The sequence below is a fragment of the Arsenophonus sp. aPb genome, assembly GCF_029873475.1.
Taxonomy (GTDB): Bacteria; Pseudomonadota; Gammaproteobacteria; order Enterobacterales; family Enterobacteriaceae; genus Arsenophonus.
In genome coordinates this window covers 1128021-1149520 of the sequence record NZ_CP123499.1, presented here as the reverse complement: position 1 = coordinate 1149520, position 21500 = coordinate 1128021, and the positions used below count along the sequence as shown (strand labels likewise).

Sequence of the window (21500 nt, the reverse complement as noted above, 5' to 3'; positions counted from 1 at the left end):
ACGATTGGAATATCGTCTATGGTTATAAACTATCTGTAATTAAATTACTGCATCCTCTGGTTTAGTTTTGTGCATACCTTCGAAATGATAGGTTAATTTTTGCGTCTTCTTATTTAGATCGATCTTAACAGCACCACCGCGACTCAACTGGCCAAATAAAAGTTCATTAGCTAAAGGTTTTTTCAGATTATCCTGGATAACCCTTGCCATCGGCCTAGCTCCCATCGCCTTATCATAACCTTTAGTGCAAAGCCATTGACGTGCCGCATTGCTGATTTCAATTGACACTCCTTTTTCATCAAGTTGAGCTTGTAACTCAACAATAAACTTATCAACAACTTGGGCAATGACTTCAGTGGTTAAAGCATTAAACCAAATAATACTATCCAACCGATTACGAAATTCAGGCGCGAAAATTCGTTTTATTTCTGATAATGCATCAGTACTATTATCCTGCTCAGTAAAACCAATTGATTTACGTTGTGTTTCTTGCACACCCGCATTGGTAGTCATCACCAAGACAACATTACGAAAATCAGCCTTACGGCCATTATTATCGGTTAATGTCCCATTATCCATCACTTGTAATAAAAGATTGAATACATCAGAATGTGCCTTTTCTATTTCATCTAATAAAACGACTGAATAAGGATGTTTTATAACCGCATCTGTCAATAAACCACCTTGATCAAAGCCGACATATCCTGGTGGGGCACCAATTAGCCGGCTAACTGTATGGCGTTCCATATATTCAGACATATCAAAACGCAATAATTTGATATCTAATGCTTTTGCTAGTTGCAAAGTGACTTCTGTCTTACCGACACCTGTTGGTCCAGCAAATAAAAATGCACCTATAGGTCTATGACTACTACCTAATCCCGCCCGATTCATTTTTATCGCTTCACTAAGGGTTTCAATAGCTTGCTCTTGACCAAATACTAGCAATTTCAATCTATTATCTAAATTTTTCAATCGCTCTTTATCGCTAGAAGAAATTGTTTTTTCAGGAATGCGGGCAATTAAGGAAACAACCGATTCTATCTCCTGTACCCCAATTGTTTTCTTACGTCGGTTTTGTGGCATCAAACGCGTTCTTGCACCCGCCTCATCAATAACATCAATCGCTTTATCCGGTAAATGGCGATCTGTAATATATTTTACTGATAAATCAACCGCAGCTTTAATTGCTTTTGGACTATAACGAACATTATGATGAGCTTCATACTTAGCCCGTAATCCGTTAATAATTTGTACCGTTTCGTCAGCAGAAGGTTCGACGATATCAATTTTTTGGAATCGTCTTGCCAGCGCACGATCTTTCTCAAAAATATGACTAAATTCTTGGTAGGTAGTTGACCCCATCACCCGGATCCGACCGCTCGATAGTAATGGCTTAATCAAATTAGCCGCATCAACTTGTCCACCAGATGCCGCACCAGCACCAATAATCGTATGGATTTCATCAATAAATAGAATACTTTTTTCATCTTTTTCTAACACATTTAATAATGCTTTAAAGCGCTTTTCGAAATCACCACGATACTTAGTACCGGCCAGTAATGAACCGATATCCAGAGCATAAATAGTACAATCTTTCATCACTTCCGGGATATCATTTTGTATGATACGCCATGCTAACCCTTCGGCAATTGCTGTTTTACCCACTCCAGATTCACCCACTAATAGCGGATTATTCTTTCGTCGACGACAAAGAACCTGGATTGTTCTCTCCAGCTCCAACTGACGCCCAACTAAAGGATCAACTTTACCGGCTTTTGATAATTGGTTAAGGTTAGTGGTAAAGCTATCCATCCGTTCTTCAACGCCAACTGTATCTTCATTCTGATAAGCGGCATTAATGGAATCTGACTGACGATTGTCTGCCTCACTACCTTTGACCATGCCATGAGAAATAAAATTAACAACATCAAGCCGACTAACATCATGTTTACGCAATAAGTAGGCAGCTTGAGACTCTTGTTCACTAAATATAGCAACCAACACATTGGCACCAGTAACTTCATTACGCCCTGATGACTGAACATGAAACACAGCACGCTGTAATACTCGCTGAAAACTTAACGTGGGTTGAGTGTCCCGACTATCATCCTCAGGCAATAATGGCGTTGTTTGTGAAATAAAATGCTCCAATTCCTGTCGCAATATCACAAGGTCAACTTTGCAAGCTTCTAAAGCTTCCCGGGCGGATGTATTACTGAGCAACGCCAGCAATAGATGCTCAACCGTCATAAATTCATGCCTGCTATCTCTTGCCTTGGCAAAAGCTACATTAAGACTAAGTTCAAGTTCTTGGTTAAGCATAATCACCTCCCTATAAATTAGTCTAATCAGACTTCTTCTATCGTGCAAAGTAATGGATATTCATGTTCTCTTGCATAAATATTAACTTGCGCGGCCTTTGTTTCTGCAACTTCAGCAGTATAAACCCCACAGATCCCTTTCCCGTGAAAATGAACATCCAACATAATTTGTGTGGCTTGCTCTTCATCAAAAGAAAAGTATTTCTTTAACACTTGTACTACAAAATCCATTGGTGTGAAATCATCATTATTTAAAATCACCTTATACATAGAAGGTGGTTGTAAAGCATGTTCCACTTGTTCCTTGAGCCTGACATCCGTCTGATAATCTGATTGGCACTCACTCATTATGTAAAAATCCAGTTAAATATTTTAATTATACATTTTTCTTAATTATTCTTAGTTTATCACTTTGATGCCCTTTGTGACCAATCATCCTTAAAAAAGTAAATAATAAAAAACAGTGACCTATAGCGTTATCTAAATCAAATTTTAGCAACTGAACCACTTTCTAGGAATATAGTACACTTGACGCCATATATCTTTTTAATACAGTATATTTTATGAACAAGCAATTTTTAGTTCGCTGCAATATAAAATGAGCTGTTCACAGGCACTTGTTTGATAAAACCCTATTATAAAGGATGATGTATGGAGACAGGTACAGTTAAGTGGTTTAATAATGCTAAAGGTTTTGGCTTCATCTGCCCCGAAAATGGTGGCGAAGATATCTTCGCACACTATTCCAGTATCCAGATGGAAGGGTACCGTACATTAAAAGCTGGACAGAAGGTTAATTTTAATTCAACTAAGGGGCCTAAAGGTAACCATGCCTGCCTTATTATTCCTGTAGAAAATGGATAGGTAGGTTTTCATTGCCTTTAATCATTTGCTATTTTAATCATTGCTCCCAATCTTCTTTTGGGAGCATATAAATCCTTATTTTTATTCTCTTGCCAAGGCATCAACTGGATTTAATTTTGCCGCATTGCGGGCAGGTAAAAAACCAAAAACAAGGCCAATAATAGTTGAACAAAGCAAAGCACCAAGTAGTGGCATCAAACTAAAAGTAAATTGCCAATCTGGTAATACTAAACGAGCAATAAGTGCGACCAAATAAGAGAGTAAGATCCCTAGAAACCCACCAAACAAACAAATAAAAATCGCCTCTATCAAAAATTGTTGCATAATATCGCTATTTCGAGCGCCGATTGCAATGCGAATACCAATTTCTTTCGTGCGTTCGGTTACTGAAACCAACATGATATTCATAACACCTATACCACCGACTAGCAGGGAAATAACAGCAACTAATGTTAAAAATAACTGTAGCGTATTAGTCGTTTTTTCTATCGTTTTAATCAATGTATCGAAATTGTAGGTAAAAATATCCTTTTTCCCATGCAATACCGTCAACAAACGCGTCAATTGTTGTTCTGCTTCTAACGAGCTATAACCCTGTTTGATCCTAATATCGAGATTATCAAAATAAGAGCGATTCATCAGGCGGCTACTCATAGTGGTATAAGGCATCCAAATCTGTAGCATATTGCTATTACCATAAATTGACTTTTGCTCAGCTGCCACACCAACAATAGTAACAGGTATATTCCCAACTAACATTATTTCACCAACCACCTGTTTTTGCTGAGGAAAAAATATATTCTTGGTATTTTGATCAATAACAATAACCTGGGCATGATGCTTAACCATATCGCTTGTCAGTATTATCCCTTCGCTCATTGGCATAGCATAAACATCGAAATATGACTCTCCAATGCCAGACGCTCTTACAGCGGAATTTTGATTGCCATAACGTAATCGAACATCAGTACTCATTTTACCCGATATAGCTAAAACAGATGGCTGCTTCTGTATCGCCTCCACATCGCTTACTTGCAGTGCTCGTCTATCTTGTGGACTCATGTCACCGAAACCTCTACCAGGAAAAACAGTGATAGTATTGGTTGCAATTGACTGAATATCGGCCAATACCAGTCCTTTAGCCGCATTGCCAATAACAAGTATACTAACGACCGAGGCAATACCAATAATAATGCCAAGCATAGTGAGTAATGTACGCATTTTATTAATTAATATCGCTCGCCATGCCATCAGTAGCGCTTCTCTAAACAGATTAAGCCATTGGGTCATTGAAATTTGCGATTTTTTGGTAGAAAAAATTGGCGGTAATATTTTTGTAGACTCGCGTTGCACAGAATTACGGATAATTTCGCCATTTTTAATTTCAATTACTCGCTCTGCCTGTTTTGCTATTTGCATATTATGGGTAACCAGAATAACAGTATATCCCTGTTGGCAAAGCTGCTTAAGAATAGTAATAACTTCAGCACCTGAATAGCTATCCAAGGCGCCCGTTGGCTCATCAGCTAAAATAATTTTCCCACCATTGATCAATGCGCGAGCAATACTTACTCTCTGCTGTTGGCCGCCAGACAATTGCGTCGGATAATATTTAATACGGTCATTCAAACCAAGACGCGTTAATAATGCAATTGCCCGTTTACGACGTTCTTGTTGGCATGCGCCGGCATAAATAGCTGGAATTTCAACATTCTGTTCGGCAGTTAAATAGGGTAACAAATGATAACGTTGAAAAATAAAACCAAAATACTCGCGGCGTAAAACTGAAAGTTGCTCGCTATCCAGTTCAGCAATATTTTGTCCAGCCAGAAAATATTGGCCGTAACTTGGTTTATCTAAACAACCGAGAATATTCATTAAAGTTGATTTCCCAGAGCCTGAAGCGCCAACAATTGCAACCATTTCCCCAGCATTTATGGTCAAAGAAATATTTTTTAGTACCGCTACTTGCTGTTCGCCTGATCGATAATTACGACCTATATCATACAATTCAAGTAATGCACTCATTCCTTTATCCTTTTGATGTCTCAGGGTTGGTAATGACCAAGTCACCTTCAGCAAGGCCGGAAACAATTTCAGCATCGATATAATTTCGTGTGGCTACTTCGACTTTTTTTTCCACCTGTTGGCCATTTTGTAGTACCGCAACAGTATATTGATTACCAGCAATGTTTTCTTTCAAAGCAGATAATGGCAAAAGCAATACATTTTTATGTAATTCAAGTTGGATTTTAATTTGCGCAGTCATTTGTAGTTTTAAAATATGCTGCGGATTGGGAACTTCAAAGCGCGCATAATAAAAAATTGCATCATTCACTTCTTCCGGCGTAGGTAAAATATCTTTCAAAATTCCCTCAAAAGTTGTATCCGGTGCACCGAGAATAGTAAAAGAAGCTTTTTGCCCCGGTTTAAGATTAATAATATCAGCTTCGGAAACTTGCGCTTTTACTAACATGGTATCCAAGTCTGCTAATGTCATAATGGTTGGCGCTTCTTGGGCAGCAATGACGGTTTGTCCCTGCAATGTTTTAATGTTAGTAACAATCCCACTTAATGGCGCAGTAAGATGGGTATACTTCAAATTGGTTTTAGCGGTATTTAATGAGGCCTGATTACGATTAATTTGGGCAATATAAATTTTTACCCGCGCTTTTTTAACAGCAACATCGGTTTTAACTCGATCAAACTCCTGCCGTGAAATAGCCTGATGCTTTGCCAAATCAACATGGCGTTGATAAGTCATTTCTGCTAACTTCAATTCAGCACGCGCTAAGGCTAAATTAGCTTGACGTTCACGCAGAGTTTCCTCTGATTCTTTCACCACATTTTGCGCGTTTTGGGGATCGATTACCGCTAATAAATCCCCTTTTTTTACCATATCCCCCTCTTTTACATAAAGGGTCTGTAACTGGCCACTAACCTGAGCACCAACATCTACCTTACTAACCGCGTCCAACTTGCCAGTTGCCAGTACATATTTTTCGATATTTCCTCTCGTTACGGGTACAGTTTGATAAGTTATCTTTTTAGGTAAATTAATTACATAAAACATCACAACAGTAATGATAATGATTAATAACAACACGAGAGAAATTAATAAACGCTTTTTTTGAGTGCGAAGAAATTTCATACTAAAAATACCTTTTTTAATATGGAATAGGTTAAAAACTGTATAGCAATCTATTATCTGCCTTTACAAAACCAGCAGATAAACGCCACAATATATTTATTGCTTACCTGTTTACTAAGATTTCCCTCGTGCTAACCAAGCAACACGTGAAAACATATTGCGTAGTAACGAAGGTATTGAATTAATGCCCTTTTCTGCCGCTCTATTGGCGACTTCAATTGCTAAGTCAGGTTTAGAAATTCGATGAATTGCTTTAACAATGACACGACGCGGTAATACCTTGCCATCATCTGGGATACCTGCAATTTGATGATAGATATCCCTGAAACCTTCATGATAAAGAAAATGCTCCATATCCAACGCAGGTAACATGGTTAGCCTATCTCGTGCCGTATCCTTGTTCTTCTCAGCATAAGCGATTGCTGAACCTGCATATTGTCTGCCAGCATTATCACCATCAACTAACGTATGCCACTCGATCCCCATACTATTAGCAAACTTCAATAATGGCTTAATACCGCATTGGGCAAACTCAATCACTTTAACACCTTCTGACTCAAAATGATAATTACACTGGCGTGCCAATTCATTCATCAACCAAATTTCGGTCTCACCTTCAACTAATAACCAACAGCGTGCAAATAGCGCTGAAGGGCGATTAAAGCGGATATGAAATGAGAGACGTCTCATATCTTCAAGTGATAACTTACTGGTTTTTAATCGATAAGCAGCCACTCGATTTGAGTTACGCACTAAGCGGCATACATTTTCCAATGGAACTTGTGAAAGTAATTCGCCTGAATTAGTTGTACTAATACGCTGTAATGGAAAAAGATTTAACAGATGCCAAGCAATCGAAAGCATAATAGGATGTAAACGCGTTTCTGGATCTTCAATAATCAGGATAGGTCTGGCATAGCGAGCTAGTTGCAGATCACCTTGTAATTGCAAAAAAGAGGAAAAAATTTGCCAAATGATTAATTTAATATGCTGCTGTTCAGGTTTAGCCACGATACGATTGATATCCTCTAGCACTCGCCAGCCTCTTCTATTAGGTAAGCTATAGGCAATATTTGACTGATCTTGTCGATGAGATAAGTGGGTACTTTGTTCGGCAAAGTAATAACCCAGCAACTGATGCAGTACCACAAAACCTTCCTCTGCCTCTTCATGAGACAATTTTCGTGATGCTTGCATTAACGCTTGAGCCAATTGCTGTAACTGGTTGGCAAATTTAACCGATAGTTTTTTATAGCCAGTAGCATAAAATTTAGTGGCTGTAGGATGTAAAAAGCGGGCATCTCTTAGACGCAGTACTGGATATAATCGAATAATCTGCTGGATATATTTATTATTATCATTTAAAACCAACTTATTACCCTGCTTATCTAAAAAACATCGTTCGGTCGCCACAATATTATTCTGTTGTTCTGCACTCACCCGATAATAAATACGTTTGTATTCATCATCTCCTTTAATCCATAACGGTGATAAAAGCTTAAAACGACTTGCTTTATGACTATTTAGCTGGTTTTCACAAAAAACTAAAATTATTTGTAGATTATTGATTTGTTCATCTGTAGCAACCAAGTGATGAAAATCATGCTGATTAAATTGATATAAGGGCTGCCTCGGTGATAAAAGAATAGTCAACGCATCTAACAAACTTGACTTACCCCAAGTATTTTCACCAATTAGCACGGTATTATGATCCAGTGTTAATGAAAGCCGATTTATCCCACGAAAACCAGAAATTTCCACTTGTTGCAAATACATGATTATCCTCTTTTATATATTAGCAATAGCCCCTGGATTATGCTGTGAGCAATGAATTACGTTTAAATATTATTCTGTAATATTGCACCTCTTTTGAGTCTGTTATAAAATATTTATCATTATTATGCCTATCTTTTTCACATTATTTCCATAAAATCATCCCCATAAAAGCGTTAATTGTAATAAGGATGGACTATGTATTCAGGACTGCTTATCATTCTTTTACCATTAACAATAGGCTATCTATTTCGCTTTAAAAATAAGAAAATTTTAGCGCTTACACATCGCCTGTTAGGCGCTATGGTTTACATTATCCTATTTTTAATGGGCATCACACTGTCGTTGTTAGATAATATTAGTACTCATCTTACGTCAATTTTTATCTATACAATGGTTTTCTTTTGTTGCACCTTTGCCTCTAACCTGATTGCTTTACTACTATTGGATAAATTCTTGCCGTGGAAAATCGCTAAACGTGAAACCAATAAGCCTCTCTCTCGATTAAAAATGATTTTAAGCTCATTACCACTGTGTGGCGTATTAATACTCGGTTTCTTACTAGGATTAACAAAGTGGCCATTTTTATCCTATGCCAAATATGGTACTGAAGTTACACTTATCTGTTTATTATTATTGGTGGGTTGCCATCTGCGTAATAGTGGGATGTATCTGCGACAAATTTTAATTAATTTCAGAGGAGCGGCGATTGCGGTGATTGTTGCTATCAGCGCGCTGCTTGGTGGTATTTTGGCTGCATTTTTATTAGGTCTACCGACTAAAGTGGGATTAGCGATTGCAGCCGGTTACGGTTGGTATTCTCTAACCGGTATACTACTTACCGATGCTTACGGACCGGTCATTGGTAGTACCGCTTTCTTTAACGACCTAATGCGTGAATTAGCAGCAATTATGCTTATTCCCATTATTATCAATCAATTTCGTTCTACGGCACTGGGGATTTGTGGCTCAACATCAATGGACTTTACGCTACCCATATTACAACGTTGCGGAGGGGTATCTATCGTACCTGCTGCCATTGTCCACGGTTTTGTACTAAGTCTATTGACGCCATTACTGATAGCCTTCTTCACCTAATAGATAGTTCAATTTTCTGGCCAAACACTCTGGCTCAAATAGGTAACCATATATGGGTAAAATACGGATTTTAGTACTCGGTGCTAACGGTTATATTGGTCAAAATCTGATCCCAGAGTTAATCAAACAAGGGCATATAATCACCGCAGCAACGCGTCGACTTGATTGGGTTGAAGCACAAAATTGGCCAAATACTCAGTGTTGTTATGTTGATCTACTCGCACCGAAAACTTTAAAAAATATTATGACTGATATTGATATCGTTTACTTTCTGGTTCACAGTATGGCGGCTAATAATAATCTTATTGAACAAGAATGCCTCGCTGCTCAGAATGTTAAACATGTACTTGAGCAATCTGAAGTAAAACAAGTTATCTATTTAAGTGCCCTACAGCACTCTTCCTGTCATTCACAACATCTGATTGCCCGTAAGCTGACAGGAGAAATCTTACGTGAAAGTAAAATTCCGGTGACAGAAATTCGAGCGCCCATTATTATTGGAGCGGGCTCAGTGCCTTATGAAATAATTCGGGATATGACTTACAACTTATTAATTCTTACTCCGCCACGTTGGGTAAGGTCAAAATCTTGTCCTATTGCTTTAGAAAATATGCTGTACTATCTGACACAGTTGATAGCCCACCCAACGAATCAGCACCGTATCCTTGATGCGGGGGGGCCTGAATATATTGATTATCAAACATTATTCAAGCGCTTTATGCGCATCAGCGGTAAATATCGACGAATTATCCCCCTACCTATTCCAATTCGATTAATTTCTATTCATTTTATTAGCTTAATAACTTCAGTATCTCCCTTGATTAGCAAAAGTTTAATTCAGGGGCTACAGTACAATCTGCCCGCTAATGATCAAGCGTTAAAACAACTTATTCCACAAAAATTACTTAGTGTTGATAAGGCAGTCAAACAAGCGTTTATTCGCTCGCATAATGCCATTAATAAAGCAGATTGGGGGCCAGATCCAACGCTAAAAACACATTGGTGTGCCAAATATAGCTATTATCCGAAAGATGCCGGTTTTACGTTAACAACCACTGCCACTAGCCATACTATTTGGCAAATCGTGCAACAAATTGGTGGCAAAAGAGGATATTTTTACGCCAATATTTTATGGCAATTACGCGCCTTCATTGATGATTTAATGCTCAACAAAGTAAAATATGGCCGTCCTAAACGTGAAATATTATATTTAGGCGACATGATAGATAGCTGGAAAGTTATTAGTATTAAACCCAAGTATCAATTAACACTCTTATTTGGTATGAAAGCGCCGGGACTAGGCCGTTTAACCTTTACTATTCAGGATTTTGGCAAACATCGAATGCTAGATGTCAGAGCATGGTGGCACCCAGCTGGTTTTTTCGGTCTAATCTATTGGCTAATTATGACCCCAATTCACCGTTTTATTTTCAAAGGAATGGCGCAAAAAATTAATAAACTTGCATTAAAAATGAATAAAAATGATTAAAGTTATTTTATAAAGGAAAAATGACTCTAGAAAATAGCAATATTAGACTTTTTAAAAACAATATATTGCATAATTATTCCAGGAAGATTATTATTGACTCACTTGTTTATTTATTCAGATTTTTAGCATGACTATTCAATTAAATCAAATTAATTGCTTTTATGGTGAAGAGCAAGCACTACACGATATCAATTTGACATGTGAAACGGGTGAAACGATGGTACTACTTGGTCCAAGTGGTGCTGGCAAAAGTTCATTATTACGGGTGTTCAATTTACTGCAGATGCCCCGCTCTGGCCAACTGGACATTGCAGGCTATCATTTTGATTTCTTACGCCAACCTAAAAGCCATGAAATCCGAGCCCTAAGACAAAAAGTCGGTATGGTATTTCAACAATATAACTTGTGGCCTCATTTAACCGTAATGGAAAACCTGATTGAGGCTCCTTGCTTAGTTTTAGGTTTAACTAAAGCAATAGCTAAACAAAAAGCGGAAAACTTATTGGATCGCTTGCGGCTAACTGAATTTGCTAATCGCTTCCCGTTGCACCTTTCTGGTGGTCAACAACAACGAGTGGCTATTGCTCGAGCATTAATGATGGAGCCTGAAATATTATTATTTGATGAGCCAACTGCGGCTCTCGATCCTGAAATTACAACGCAAGTGATTAATATTATACAAGAATTATCAAAAACAGGCATCACCCAACTGATTGTGACTCATGAAATTGATTTTGCCCGTAAAACAGCAAGCAAAATCGTGTATATGGAAAAAGGGGCAATTGTGGAACAAGGCGATATTGATCGTTTAACTAAACCACAAACTCAAGGCTTGGCAAATTATCTATCCCATTCATCTAATTGAGAATACCTGAATGAAAAAATCACTATTAGCTATTATCTTATGCAGCCTATCTTTACCAATACTAGCCGCTGCAAAAGAGACGATACGCTTTGCAACTGAAGCAACTTATGCCCCATTTGAATCCATCGATGCTAATAATAACATTGTCGGGTTTGATATTGACCTGGCGAATGCAATATGTAAAAAACTTAATGCTAACTGTACATTTACTCACCAATCTTTTGATAGCTTAATCCCCAGTTTAAAAATGCGTCGCTTTGATGCGTTGATAGCTGGAATTGATATTACGCCAGAGCGGCAAAAACAGGTTGATTTTACTGATACTTATTACAACAACTCAGCAACATTTATCGCAGTAAAAAATAAGATTAATAAAATAACATTTTTAAAAGGTAAAAAAATTGGCGTGCAAAATGGCACCACCCATCAAAAATATATCATTCAACAGCATAAAGAGATGCAAGCTGTCCCGTATGATAATTACCAAACGGCTATTCTAGATTTACAAAATGGCCGGATAGATGCGGTGTTTGGTGATACTGCTGTCACAACGGAATGGCTAAAAACCAAAGGTAATGAAAACCTTGCTGCTGTAGGTGAAAAAGTAACAGATGCTAATTATTTTGGTGTAGGTCTCGGTATTGCAGTACGTAAAGGAAACAAAGCGCTGCTAGATAAATTAAATAAAGCGTTGGCACAAGTAAAACAAGATGGCAGTTATGATGTTATTTACCAAAAATGGTTACAAAAATAGTCGATTATCGCGATGAATAATCTGTTATTTCTAATAAATGCTGCCGGCTTGACACTTACTCTCGCCGGTGCCGCTTTGATTCTAGGGCTGCTATTAGCCATGTTATTTACTGCTTGGGAATCTATTCGCTGGCGGCCCGTGGCCTTACTTGGTTCTTGCTGGGTGACTTTAATTCGCGGATTACCTGAATTGTTAGTTGTCCTGTTCGTTTACTATGGCACATTACAATTAATTATGTTGTTAGGTGATGGCATTGATATTAATATCATTTTCTGGCAAACAACTTGGCAAATTGATCCTGAGTGGTTCTTCCCGCAAAATAGCGAATTCGATATTATTCCTTTTTTTTGTGGTGTCTTTGCCCTTGCTCTACTCTATGCCGCCTATGCATCCCAAACCTTAAGAGGCGCCCTAAAAGCGATACCATCCGGCCAATGGCAATCAGGCCAAGCCTTGGGTCTCAATCGGAATGTTATTTTTTTGCGGCTGATCATGCCTCAAATGTGGCGTCACGCTTTACCTGGCTTAGGTAATCAATGGTTGGTATTGCTAAAAGATACTGCCTTGGTTTCCCTGATCAGCGTAAACGATTTGATGTTGCAAACCAAAAGTATTGTTAATCGTACTCAGGAACCTTTCACTTGGTACTTAACTGTGGCATTGATCTACCTAGCTATCACCCTGGTAAGTCAATTTATTTTACGGCGGATTGAATTACGCACAACCCAGTTTGAACGGGGAGTAGCAAAATGATCGATTTAATCATTTCATTACTGCCAGGCCTGCCAACCAGTTTATCACTAACAGTATGTGCATTACTTATTGCCTTTTTGTTAGCGCTATTTTTGACTATCATTTTATCGTTAAAAACAGCGATTTTTTCATCCATAATTAAAGGCTACATTACGCTATTTACTGGTACCCCTTTGCTGGTTCAATTTTTTCTGATTTACTATGGACCTGGTCAATTTCCTGCTCTAAGAGATTACCCTGCTTTATGGGCATTGATTTCTACTCCATGGATTTGTGCCTTGCTGGCATTAGCACTAAATAGTGCCGCCTATTCCACTCTATTATTTCATGGTGCAGTAAAAGCAATTCCTAAAACTAGCTGGCAAGCATGTCAGGCGCTAGGTATGTCAAATTATCAAACTCTGAGAATTATTTTACCTTATGCGCTTAAACGTGCGCTTTCCTCCTATTCCAATGAGGTAATTCTTATATTTAAAAGCACATCACTAGCTAGTACCATAACGCTATTAGAAATTATGGGATATAGCCAACAAATTTTTGGCCAAACTTATGATGTTGATGTTTTTATTGCGGCGGGAATTATATATCTAAGCGTAAATGGCATCTTAACCTTATTGATGCGTTACCTAGAAAAATACGCGTTATCTTTTGAAAAAGTCTAACCAAATAAATCTCGCTTTCTACTAAAGAAAATGAGATTTATTATGACGTTAACTAATAAAGCTAATGCTTTATTGCATTCAAAGGGCACTAATCTTTGACGTCTAAAATTTATGATTTATAGATATCAATAACATTAAATGCCACTTGATAAACATTGTTCTATTTAATGCGGTTAACCATTGAATGACGGTGAGTTTTGACAATCAAGATGATTCCATCTGCAAGAGAGCAGCATGCCTGAGCTGTAAAGAAAAAATTATGGCAAAATTTATCGCTTTGTTCGTCTTTTAAGTCAGGTGAAGAGATTATTTTTACTATACCTCTTTTGTATATTTCGTTTGTATTGGACATATTTCAGCCTTTGTTTTTCCTTGGGCTAATTTACCGTTTAATTTATTTGGATCGGGTAAAAAATTAGGAAAAACTTTTGTTTCAATTCCTTTCTTTTCTGCTTCTTCTAATTCACTTAGGGTAACGCTACCGCCACCAAAAGCTAAAAAACATCCATTCTTGCTTGCCGCATATACCATATAAGAATTACCTGAATCATCCAGAACTTTCCAACTGTTATCCAGATCCTTTATTTGGATAACACTCTGACAATTTTTTGCTAGGCTATTTGTTGGCGCTTGCTGTGAAACAATCCCCAGGCTACATACGCCTAAATTTTTAGCAATATCATAGACACAGCCAATACCATCAGGAGTCGCACCGGCAACAATAAGTAAATTATGGATCCCTTGTTCATCAATATGTTGTTTTATCTCTTTTGTTATATATTCTTGTAATTTTTCTATATCCTCATATCCCATTGCAGAAAATCCACTAAAAACCAATACAAATTTATTTTCAATTTTTTTATCAATTTCTACTTTTACCGGATCAAGGTGATGATTGGATGCAACGGAAGATTCAATATTTTTGACACTAGCAGATTCCAATGAACTAAGCATATTCAAATCCCTTTTAGCAAGCAGTTATTAGTCGAAGATTATTGGCTAGATAAGGTGCAAATGAAGCGGTAGTAAGAATAAAAAGAATCTAGCAAAATAATTATACTTTTTAAAGTAATAAAAAGGCTGAAATTTATTTTTATTCCTATAATATTTGTATATATAAAGCAGATAACTCATTCACCATTCACATGAATGGCAGATGCTTATTGGATCTATTTTTATAATTTAATGTAGTAGAAAGCGGGCAGGCAAAGTTTGCTCAGCTAGCTCTTCGTCGTCAACATCTTCTTGACCACTATAAAGCAGATCATTGTTATAAACTTCAAAAATAATAGCCGCCATCTGTTCTTCTGCTTGCTGAAGGAAACTGGAGAATTGGTTACATGTCATTCCCGCCAACAACGGAAAAGATTGACTAACGACTAATTTAGGCAAATTTTCATCATTAATTTCCATAAATGCTTTCGCTGTTAATGAACTAGCATTAATTTGGCTTAAATTTGCCAATAGGGTAATAATCGATGTCGGTTTGAGTTCAGCCAAAACAGAGAAAACTAATATGTTTTCAACAATATCAACTTTAGCATCGAAAATACCATCAATATTTTGCATATGAGGCAAATGCAATGCCTGACAATTATCGCATTCAAAATACGATGTTTTGAGTTGAACAAGCCACTCTCGCAATTTAGCTATGTCAGGGAAACAAATCGAATCCATTAATTAACCTTATTTACATAAAATAGCAACAATTTCACCTATAAAAATTCGCTATCTATTGTCTCAAACCAAAAACAGACCATATTTTATCATGTTAAAACATATTTAACGAGCCATTCTAACTCATAATTTAATTCACCTTACGATGATTACACTGCTTAGCTTTTAGCTTAGGTTGGTTATGGTGCGAACTATTTTTATATTGATCAATGCCAAAAAAACTGAGCTTAGGCAGTGCTCGCCAAGCAATATTAATAATAGCCGGTATCATGCAACCTATTGCTAGCATAATCATAGCAAGCAAAACACCTTTTTTCATAAATAAAGCAGCTATTTCAATATAGTTATTTATCACTAAATAGACTAATAACAATAATAGTATGCCAATAACTTCGAGTATTATCACAATTTTTGGCATATCACCAAAAGAACGCATAGCCGATAATTTTTTCTTGCTCATAACAATCTATGTTTCCTTTTAAAAAACGCTATCCTGTTATATTAGGTCATTATTAACATCTCAAATAACAATAAGAATAAATTGTGCTTTTTTTCATGCTAACTATAGGCATATTAATTGATATTGTAGACAATAGATAAAAATTTAATTGAAGGAGATATGATGTTTACTGTCATTTTCGGTCGCTCTAGTTGCCCCTACTGTGTCCGGGCACAAGCATTAGCAGAAAAATTAAAACATGAACGTGATGATTTTGATTATAATTATGTTGATATAGAAGCGGAGGGGATTACTAAAGCTGATTTAGCGAAAAAAGTAGGTAAACCTGTCAATACAGTTCCTCAAATTTTTATTGATGAACAACATATTGGTGGTTGTACTGACTTTGAAGACTACGCGGAAAAACATTTACTTTCTTAATCTACTGATTTTAATAAATTATTTATTATCATATATATTAAGTTTTAGGCACAAATCACAAAAGCATTTTTTGGCAAAAAATGCTTTTTTTTCTTTTATAAGAACTTTATGAATAATAAATAGTCATAACTTATGCCACTGCTTTTATTTGAATGTCCCCAAATTATTGAGGAATCCGATAGTTTAAATTATGTCCTATTTAAACTATCGGTTTTTTATTTGTCTCTATCTAATTGACCTTGCAGTGTTACATTGACATCCTCGACGCCCTAAAGGACGTGGATTCCTACCGCGTTCAGCCTGAAGTCTGATTCGCCTCGGTGGGTTCCTGCTTCAACGGGCGGTTTGACTGCACCCTCCCTCCACAGGCAAGCACGGCATGTCCTGCCGCTAAAATGTTACGCGCCCCATTGATATCTGCGTTTTCGGTATATCCGCATTCGAGGCATTCAAATTTACTTTGTGACTGGCGATTTTCTTTTGCTGTATGACCACAGCACGCACACCGCTGACTGGTATAGGTAGGCGGTATTGCCAGCACCTGACCGCCGCGCCAAAGCTGCTTGTATTCAAGCTGACGGCGCATTTCGTACCAGCCCTGATCCAGTATCGAACGGTTCAAGCCAGATTTAGCTTTGACGTTTCGCCCTTGCTGCTCTGCGGTACCTTTTGCCGATTTTGACATATTACAGACCTTCAATTCCTCAATGACGATCATCGCGTGGTTTTTGCTGATTTCACTGGTGACTTTGTGAAGGTAATCGCGCCGGATATTAGCAATGTGCGAGTGAAGACGCTGGATTTTTCGTTTCTGTTTCTGCCAGTTTGCACTGAACTTTTCTTTGCGGCTTAATTGTCGTTGGAGCATTGCTAGCTTGCGCTGGCTTGCTTTAAAACTATTGACGGGCTGATATACCGTGCCATCTGAAAGTGTGGCGAGTTTCGTTACTCCGGCATCCAGTCCTACCATCGACTCTGCATTGTGAACAGGAGCAGCCACTTCGTATTCCGTCTGGATACTGGCGTACCATTTACCACATGACTGGCTGATAGTGACATTCTTCACCGTTCCTACAACCTCACGACTATGGCGATAGCATATCCAACCGAGTTTAGGGAGAAAAACACGGCTGTTCTTCTGTTCGAGCTTCACACCCTGCGGGTAGCGAAAAGCGTCATTTTGACCGCGTTTTTTGAAACGGGGAAAAGCGGCTCGCTTCTGGAAGAAATTCTTGTAAGCCCGTTCCAAATCTTTAAGTGATTGTTGTAACGGCTGTGATGGCGCTTCTTTCAGCCATTGTGTCTCTATGTCAGATTTCCACTCAATGAGCCAGGAAGCCATCTTTGTGTAAGGAATGTATTTGTTTCCTGCTTCGTGATTCTCGTTTTGAAGCTTTAACGCCCGATTGAAAACAAAACGATAAGCCCCAGCGAAGCGTCTCATCTCACGCTCCTGCTGACCATTTGGTCTTAACTGGAATTTAAAGGCTTGTAGGCGTTTCATTTTATCTATTATACTTTGGTCTATGAAAAAAGAAACCGATATTCGCCGTGGCAGACATTGTGTATTCCTGATGCACGTCCATTTGGTCTTTGTCACAAAATACAGGCGAAAAATATTTGATCAGGATGCTATAGAAAAACTGAGAGGATATTTCGCCAGTGTATGCGTCGATTTTGATGTTGAACTGGTTGAGATGGATGGCGAGAATGATCACGTTCACTTACTGATTAATTACCCCCCAAAATTGGCGATATCTAATCTGGTTAACAGTCTCAAAGGGGTGTCGAGTCGATTACTTCGACGGGATCGCTCTGATATAGCACAACGTTATTACTACAAAGGAGTTCTATGGGCACCAAGTTATTTTGCAGGGAGTTGTGGGGGCGCACCGATATCTATTATCCGACAGTACATTGAGCAACAGCAAACACCTGGTTAGTTTGAAAACCGCGCCTTATATCCCCGCCCTGAAGGACGGGGTTTTACGGCGTATCAGATAAAAAGATGGGCAATACCCACTTCTATTCGACTAATGTCAGGTAGTTGTCGCATAATTTCGGCTGTGATCAAATGAAATCCTCGAGGGCGAGAACACAATTTAATTTGCTTCTGATACCACATACTATCTCCCTAGCAAAATAGTCAATGTCATTACTTTTATTTAATAAACGAATAAATCCTGTAAAAATATCACCAAACTTACTTTACCCTATACAAAAGACATTTTACCCTTGGCTATCTAATATAAATGATCATGATACATATTCAATGAGGGCTCTACCTTGCTAAACGATATCAACTTAAGTTTGTTTAGTTTTATCAATGCCACCCCAATTACATCCATTAGTACACTAACGCTGGCAATTTTTTTGGCTAAACGACTCATTCTTATATTTCCTTTAATTACTATTGCCTGCTGGTTTTGGGGTAGATCGAGAAATTTAGTTTGCCAAAGAGTTTTTGTCTGTAAAACCGCTCTTGCACTTATTGTAGGTTTAGCTATTTCCGGTTTTATTGGCGTAATTTTTCCACAAGAGCGACCTTTTATGTTGGGGATAGGTCAACATTTTCTTGCACATGCCCCTACACCCTCTTTTCCCAGTAATCATGCTACTATTGCTTTTATCTTCGCCTTTGGCTTTTTATTCTGGTTAAGAAATTGGATTGGGCTGTTGTTATTTATACCGGCTTTCACCATTGCGTGGGCTAGAATTTTTCTCGGTGTACATTGGCCTTTAGATATGGTAGGGGCATTTTTAGTTGCTATTATGGCTTGTGGAATTAGTCAAACAATTTGGGAAATAGGTGGTCATAAATTACTACCATATATTATAAAAGCTTATCAAATCCTATTTGCTCCTTTAATTAAAAAAGGTTGGATCAGAGGTTGAATACAAAAATAATTTAAATAAACCCATAAATAGCCTCTGTTAATTTAAAAATTTGCCAATTTTAAAGAGGCTATTTTATGACTCAACATTTTAAATAGCCTAAATCAACAGATAATTATTTATGATAAGTATCACCTAAATAAAATAACATAATCAGATTTTACTAAAATAGAATTAAAGATTACTAGATTCAATATTTGTACCATTTATCATTTAAATTTACGCCACTAATTTATGATAGTTATATCTTAAAAGGAAATTATTTCTTTATGAAATCAAAATAACAAATTAATAGAAATAAACTATTTTTCGTACAAAAGTAAAAAAATAATAATATTATGTTTAAAATGAAATCAAAAAATGGCAAGCAATAAATCAATTAATGATTATAAATAAGTAAAATCGCTAAATATTATTAGTAAATTGTCCTTTTATTTATATACATTACAAAAATTAATAAGAATCTTTTTATCAAAAATTGAGCTTATTAACTGAATGATTAATCATATTTATTAAAACAACTTAAAGCACTATTAACTAAGAACCGCCTGAATTTAACAAAATATAAACAAAAAAAATTATATCATTTAACAAGAAACTATAGATGATTATACTTTTGGGACTCTGATCACGGAATTTTATGCCAACAAATAATAAGATTTGCGTCTGAAAAACTAAAATATAATTTCGATATATAAAAAAACAAATAAAATTGATTCTAAACAGTATTGTAATAATGACACTAAACCATAATGTGGTATAGTATCACAATTAGCCTTTACTAGAATAATCAGTTACTTTATTTACATAAATTCTAACTATATATTTTGTTTCTGTAGATAAAGCATGTTGAATAAATATACCTGCAATCATAATTATATTGACCGGTTTTCATACATTAAAAATTTACTATTTTTTGTTTCTCGTTTTATATTTTGGAGATTACCATGGATACAACTCGAGTTGATTCCATCACTTCCTCATATGCACACCAGGACGTAAAAGTTTGGCGTAAAAGTGATACAGTTTGGATGTTAGGCTTATACGGTACCGCAATCGGTGCTGGAGTTCTCTTTTTGCCTATTAATGCAGGTATGAGTGGCCTATTGCCCGTCATTCTAATGACGTTGCTCGCTTTTCCAATGGCCTTTTTTTCCCATCGCGGTTTAACCCGTTTTGTATTATCCGGTTCAAAACCTAATGGCGATATTACTGAGGTTGTAGAAGAACATTTTGGCCGTTCAGCGGGTAATTGGATTACGCTGCTCTATTTTTTTGCTATTTATCCTATCTTATTAGTATATGGCGTATCGATTACCAACAATGTCGAGAATTTCATCGTTGAACTCCTCGGTTTCAATGCTCCACCACGCTGGCTATTAGCACTTATTCTTGTCGGTAGTATTATGGCTATTGTTAGCCTAGGTGAAAAATACATAGTGAAAATAATGAGCATGCTAGTATTTCCGTTTATTGCGGTGCTGGTGATATTTTCTCTCTATATGATCCCGCACTGGCATGGTGCTGCATTAGAAACGCTTTCATTGTCAAATGTTAATATGGATAGTGCTGAAAATAACCAAAGTATGTTGGTTACAATTTGGTTAACCATTCCTGTTATGGTTTTTGCCTTTAACCATTCACCCATTATTTCTGCTTTCGCTGTTGCCAATCGTAAAGAATATGGCTCGCATGCTGATCAAAAATCTTCGCGAATTTTAGCTTCAGCACATATTTTAATGGTATTAACAGTAATGTTTTTCGTTTTTAGCTGTGTATTTACCTTATCTCCAGCTGATCTGGTAAAAGCAAAAGCGGCAAACATCAGTATCCTCGACTATTTATCTGGTTATTTCGATAAACCTTTTATTAAATATGCCGCTTCACTGATTGCTTTTGTTGCGATTATAAAATCGTTCCTAGGGCATTATCTCGGTGCTCGTGAAGGTTTTAATGGTTTGGTTGAACGTGCTTATCGAGCTAAAGGTAAAACAATCAATATTCAAAAGCTAAATAAAGCGACTGCGATTTTTATGTTAGTCACTACCTGGTTAGTTGCTACTTTAAATCCAAGCATTTTGAGCATTATTGAAAGTTTAGGTGGACCGGTTATTGCAATTCTATTGTTCATGATGCCAATGTATGCCATTAGCAAAATACCCGCTATGCGGAAGTATTCTGGTCACATTAGTAATATTTTTGTGGTTATTGTCGGTATTATCGCTATTTCAGCTGCAGTATATAAATTATTTCTTTAACGTTTAACGATTTTGGGATGGCTTTCATTGTCTGGAATGAATTAGCTTTCCCAAATA

The 21500-nt window shown here is 37.0% G+C and carries 21 protein-coding genes; 11 read left to right on the top strand and 10 right to left on the bottom strand.

What is annotated here, in order from left to right:
* Positions 1 to 39: 39 nt before the first annotated feature.
* Positions 40 to 2325 (bottom strand): ATP-dependent Clp protease ATP-binding subunit ClpA, encoded by a 2286-nt coding sequence (gene clpA / locus QE177_RS05085; protein ID WP_280551689.1) that lies wholly within the window; start codon positions 2323 to 2325, stop codon positions 40 to 42.
* A 26-nt stretch (positions 2326 to 2351) separates the two neighbouring features.
* Entirely contained in the window at positions 2352 to 2672 is a 321-nt protein-coding gene (gene clpS, locus QE177_RS05080; RefSeq protein ID WP_026822399.1) for an ATP-dependent Clp protease adapter ClpS, read from the bottom strand.
* Between the two features lie 303 nt (positions 2673 to 2975).
* On the opposite strand from clpS, the gene cspD reads away from it, so the two are divergent.
* The gene (gene cspD, locus QE177_RS05075) at positions 2976 to 3188 is read left to right on the top strand and encodes a cold shock domain-containing protein CspD (protein ID WP_280551686.1); all 213 of its coding nucleotides are present in this window, start codon (positions 2976 to 2978) and stop codon (positions 3186 to 3188) included.
* 81 nt (positions 3189 to 3269) lie between these two features.
* Here the strand turns inward: cspD and macB are convergent, their stop codons facing one another.
* The 3 genes from macB to QE177_RS05060 all read right to left on the bottom strand — a co-directional run bounded on the left by macB (position 3270) and on the right by QE177_RS05060 (position 8115).
* A complete protein-coding gene (macB, locus tag QE177_RS05070) occupies positions 3270 to 5216 on the bottom strand; it encodes a macrolide ABC transporter ATP-binding protein/permease MacB (protein WP_280551684.1) in 1947 nt (648 codons plus the stop codon).
* Positions 5217 to 5220: 4 nt separating this feature from the next.
* On the bottom strand, positions 5221 to 6339 hold the full coding sequence (macA, locus tag QE177_RS05065) for a macrolide transporter subunit MacA (RefSeq protein ID WP_280551682.1): 1119 nt from the start codon (positions 6337 to 6339) through the stop codon (positions 5221 to 5223).
* A 114-nt stretch (positions 6340 to 6453) separates the two neighbouring features.
* Positions 6454 to 8115 carry an ATP-dependent endonuclease gene (locus tag QE177_RS05060; RefSeq protein ID WP_280551681.1) on the bottom strand — a complete coding sequence of 554 codons (1662 nt, stop codon included), beginning with the start codon at positions 8113 to 8115 and terminating at the stop codon, positions 6454 to 6456.
* Between the two features lie 195 nt (positions 8116 to 8310).
* Here QE177_RS05060 and QE177_RS05055 point away from each other — a divergent pair, with 195 nt between their 5' ends.
* The 6 genes from QE177_RS05055 (at position 8311) to artM (ending at position 13733) form a co-directional block, all read left to right on the top strand.
* The gene (locus tag QE177_RS05055; RefSeq protein ID WP_280551680.1) at positions 8311 to 9210 is read left to right on the top strand and encodes a lysine exporter LysO family protein; all 900 of its coding nucleotides are present in this window, start codon (positions 8311 to 8313) and stop codon (positions 9208 to 9210) included.
* Between the two features lie 52 nt (positions 9211 to 9262).
* Positions 9263 to 10699, top strand: a complete 1437-nt coding sequence (locus tag QE177_RS05050; protein WP_280551678.1) for a DUF2867 domain-containing protein — start codon at positions 9263 to 9265, stop codon at positions 10697 to 10699.
* A gap of 127 nt (positions 10700 to 10826) precedes the next feature.
* Entirely contained in the window at positions 10827 to 11564 is a 738-nt protein-coding gene (gene artP, locus QE177_RS05045) for an arginine ABC transporter ATP-binding protein ArtP (RefSeq protein ID WP_280551676.1), read from the top strand.
* Between the two features lie 10 nt (positions 11565 to 11574).
* Positions 11575 to 12318, top strand: a complete 744-nt coding sequence (gene artJ, locus QE177_RS05040; RefSeq protein WP_280551674.1) for an arginine ABC transporter substrate-binding protein — start codon at positions 11575 to 11577, stop codon at positions 12316 to 12318.
* 12 nt (positions 12319 to 12330) lie between these two features.
* Positions 12331 to 13071, top strand: a complete 741-nt coding sequence (artQ, locus tag QE177_RS05035) for an arginine ABC transporter permease ArtQ (protein ID WP_280551671.1) — start codon at positions 12331 to 12333, stop codon at positions 13069 to 13071.
* Complete coding sequence (gene artM, locus QE177_RS05030) at positions 13068 to 13733, top strand: arginine ABC transporter permease ArtM (RefSeq protein WP_280551670.1); 666 nt, start codon at positions 13068 to 13070, stop codon at positions 13731 to 13733. Before artQ ends, artM begins: the two co-directional genes overlap by 4 nt.
* Before the next feature lie 315 nt (positions 13734 to 14048).
* On the opposite strand, the gene QE177_RS05025 is transcribed toward artM, so the two are convergent.
* The 3 genes from QE177_RS05025 to QE177_RS05015 form a co-directional block, all read right to left on the bottom strand.
* Complete coding sequence (locus QE177_RS05025) at positions 14049 to 14687, bottom strand: hypothetical protein (RefSeq protein ID WP_280551668.1); 639 nt, start codon at positions 14685 to 14687, stop codon at positions 14049 to 14051.
* A 228-nt stretch (positions 14688 to 14915) separates the two neighbouring features.
* A complete protein-coding gene (locus QE177_RS05020) occupies positions 14916 to 15410 on the bottom strand; it encodes a YbjN domain-containing protein (RefSeq protein WP_280551666.1) in 495 nt (164 codons plus the stop codon).
* Positions 15411 to 15540: 130 nt separating this feature from the next.
* The gene (locus tag QE177_RS05015; protein ID WP_280551664.1) at positions 15541 to 15870 is read right to left on the bottom strand and encodes a DUF1418 family protein; all 330 of its coding nucleotides are present in this window, start codon (positions 15868 to 15870) and stop codon (positions 15541 to 15543) included.
* A gap of 162 nt (positions 15871 to 16032) precedes the next feature.
* On the opposite strand from QE177_RS05015, the gene QE177_RS05010 reads away from it, so the two are divergent.
* Positions 16033 to 16290: a GrxA family glutaredoxin gene (locus tag QE177_RS05010; protein ID WP_280551662.1), complete on the top strand. Its 258-nt coding sequence runs from the start codon at positions 16033 to 16035 to the stop codon at positions 16288 to 16290.
* 295 nt (positions 16291 to 16585) lie between these two features.
* Here QE177_RS05010 and QE177_RS05005 read toward each other — a convergent pair whose 3' ends face one another.
* Positions 16586 to 17794: a transposase gene (locus QE177_RS05005; RefSeq protein WP_280551272.1), complete on the bottom strand. Its 1209-nt coding sequence runs from the start codon at positions 17792 to 17794 to the stop codon at positions 16586 to 16588.
* Positions 17795 to 17816: 22 nt separating this feature from the next.
* Between QE177_RS05005 and tnpA the strand changes: the two genes are divergently transcribed.
* Positions 17817 to 18233: an IS200/IS605 family transposase gene (gene tnpA / locus QE177_RS05000; protein WP_280551415.1), complete on the top strand. Its 417-nt coding sequence runs from the start codon at positions 17817 to 17819 to the stop codon at positions 18231 to 18233.
* 53 nt (positions 18234 to 18286) lie between these two features.
* Here tnpA and QE177_RS04995 read toward each other — a convergent pair whose 3' ends face one another.
* Complete coding sequence (locus QE177_RS04995) at positions 18287 to 18415, bottom strand: hypothetical protein (protein WP_280551661.1); 129 nt, start codon at positions 18413 to 18415, stop codon at positions 18287 to 18289.
* Positions 18416 to 18576: 161 nt separating this feature from the next.
* Between QE177_RS04995 and ybjG the strand changes: the two genes are divergently transcribed.
* Both ybjG and QE177_RS04985 read left to right on the top strand, forming a co-directional pair.
* Positions 18577 to 19185, top strand: coding sequence for an undecaprenyl-diphosphate phosphatase (gene ybjG / locus QE177_RS04990; RefSeq protein WP_280551659.1), 609 nt, complete (start codon positions 18577 to 18579; stop codon positions 19183 to 19185).
* 947 nt (positions 19186 to 20132) lie between these two features.
* A complete protein-coding gene (locus QE177_RS04985; protein WP_280551657.1) occupies positions 20133 to 21443 on the top strand; it encodes a serine/threonine transporter in 1311 nt (436 codons plus the stop codon).
* Positions 21444 to 21500 lie beyond the last annotated feature (57 nt).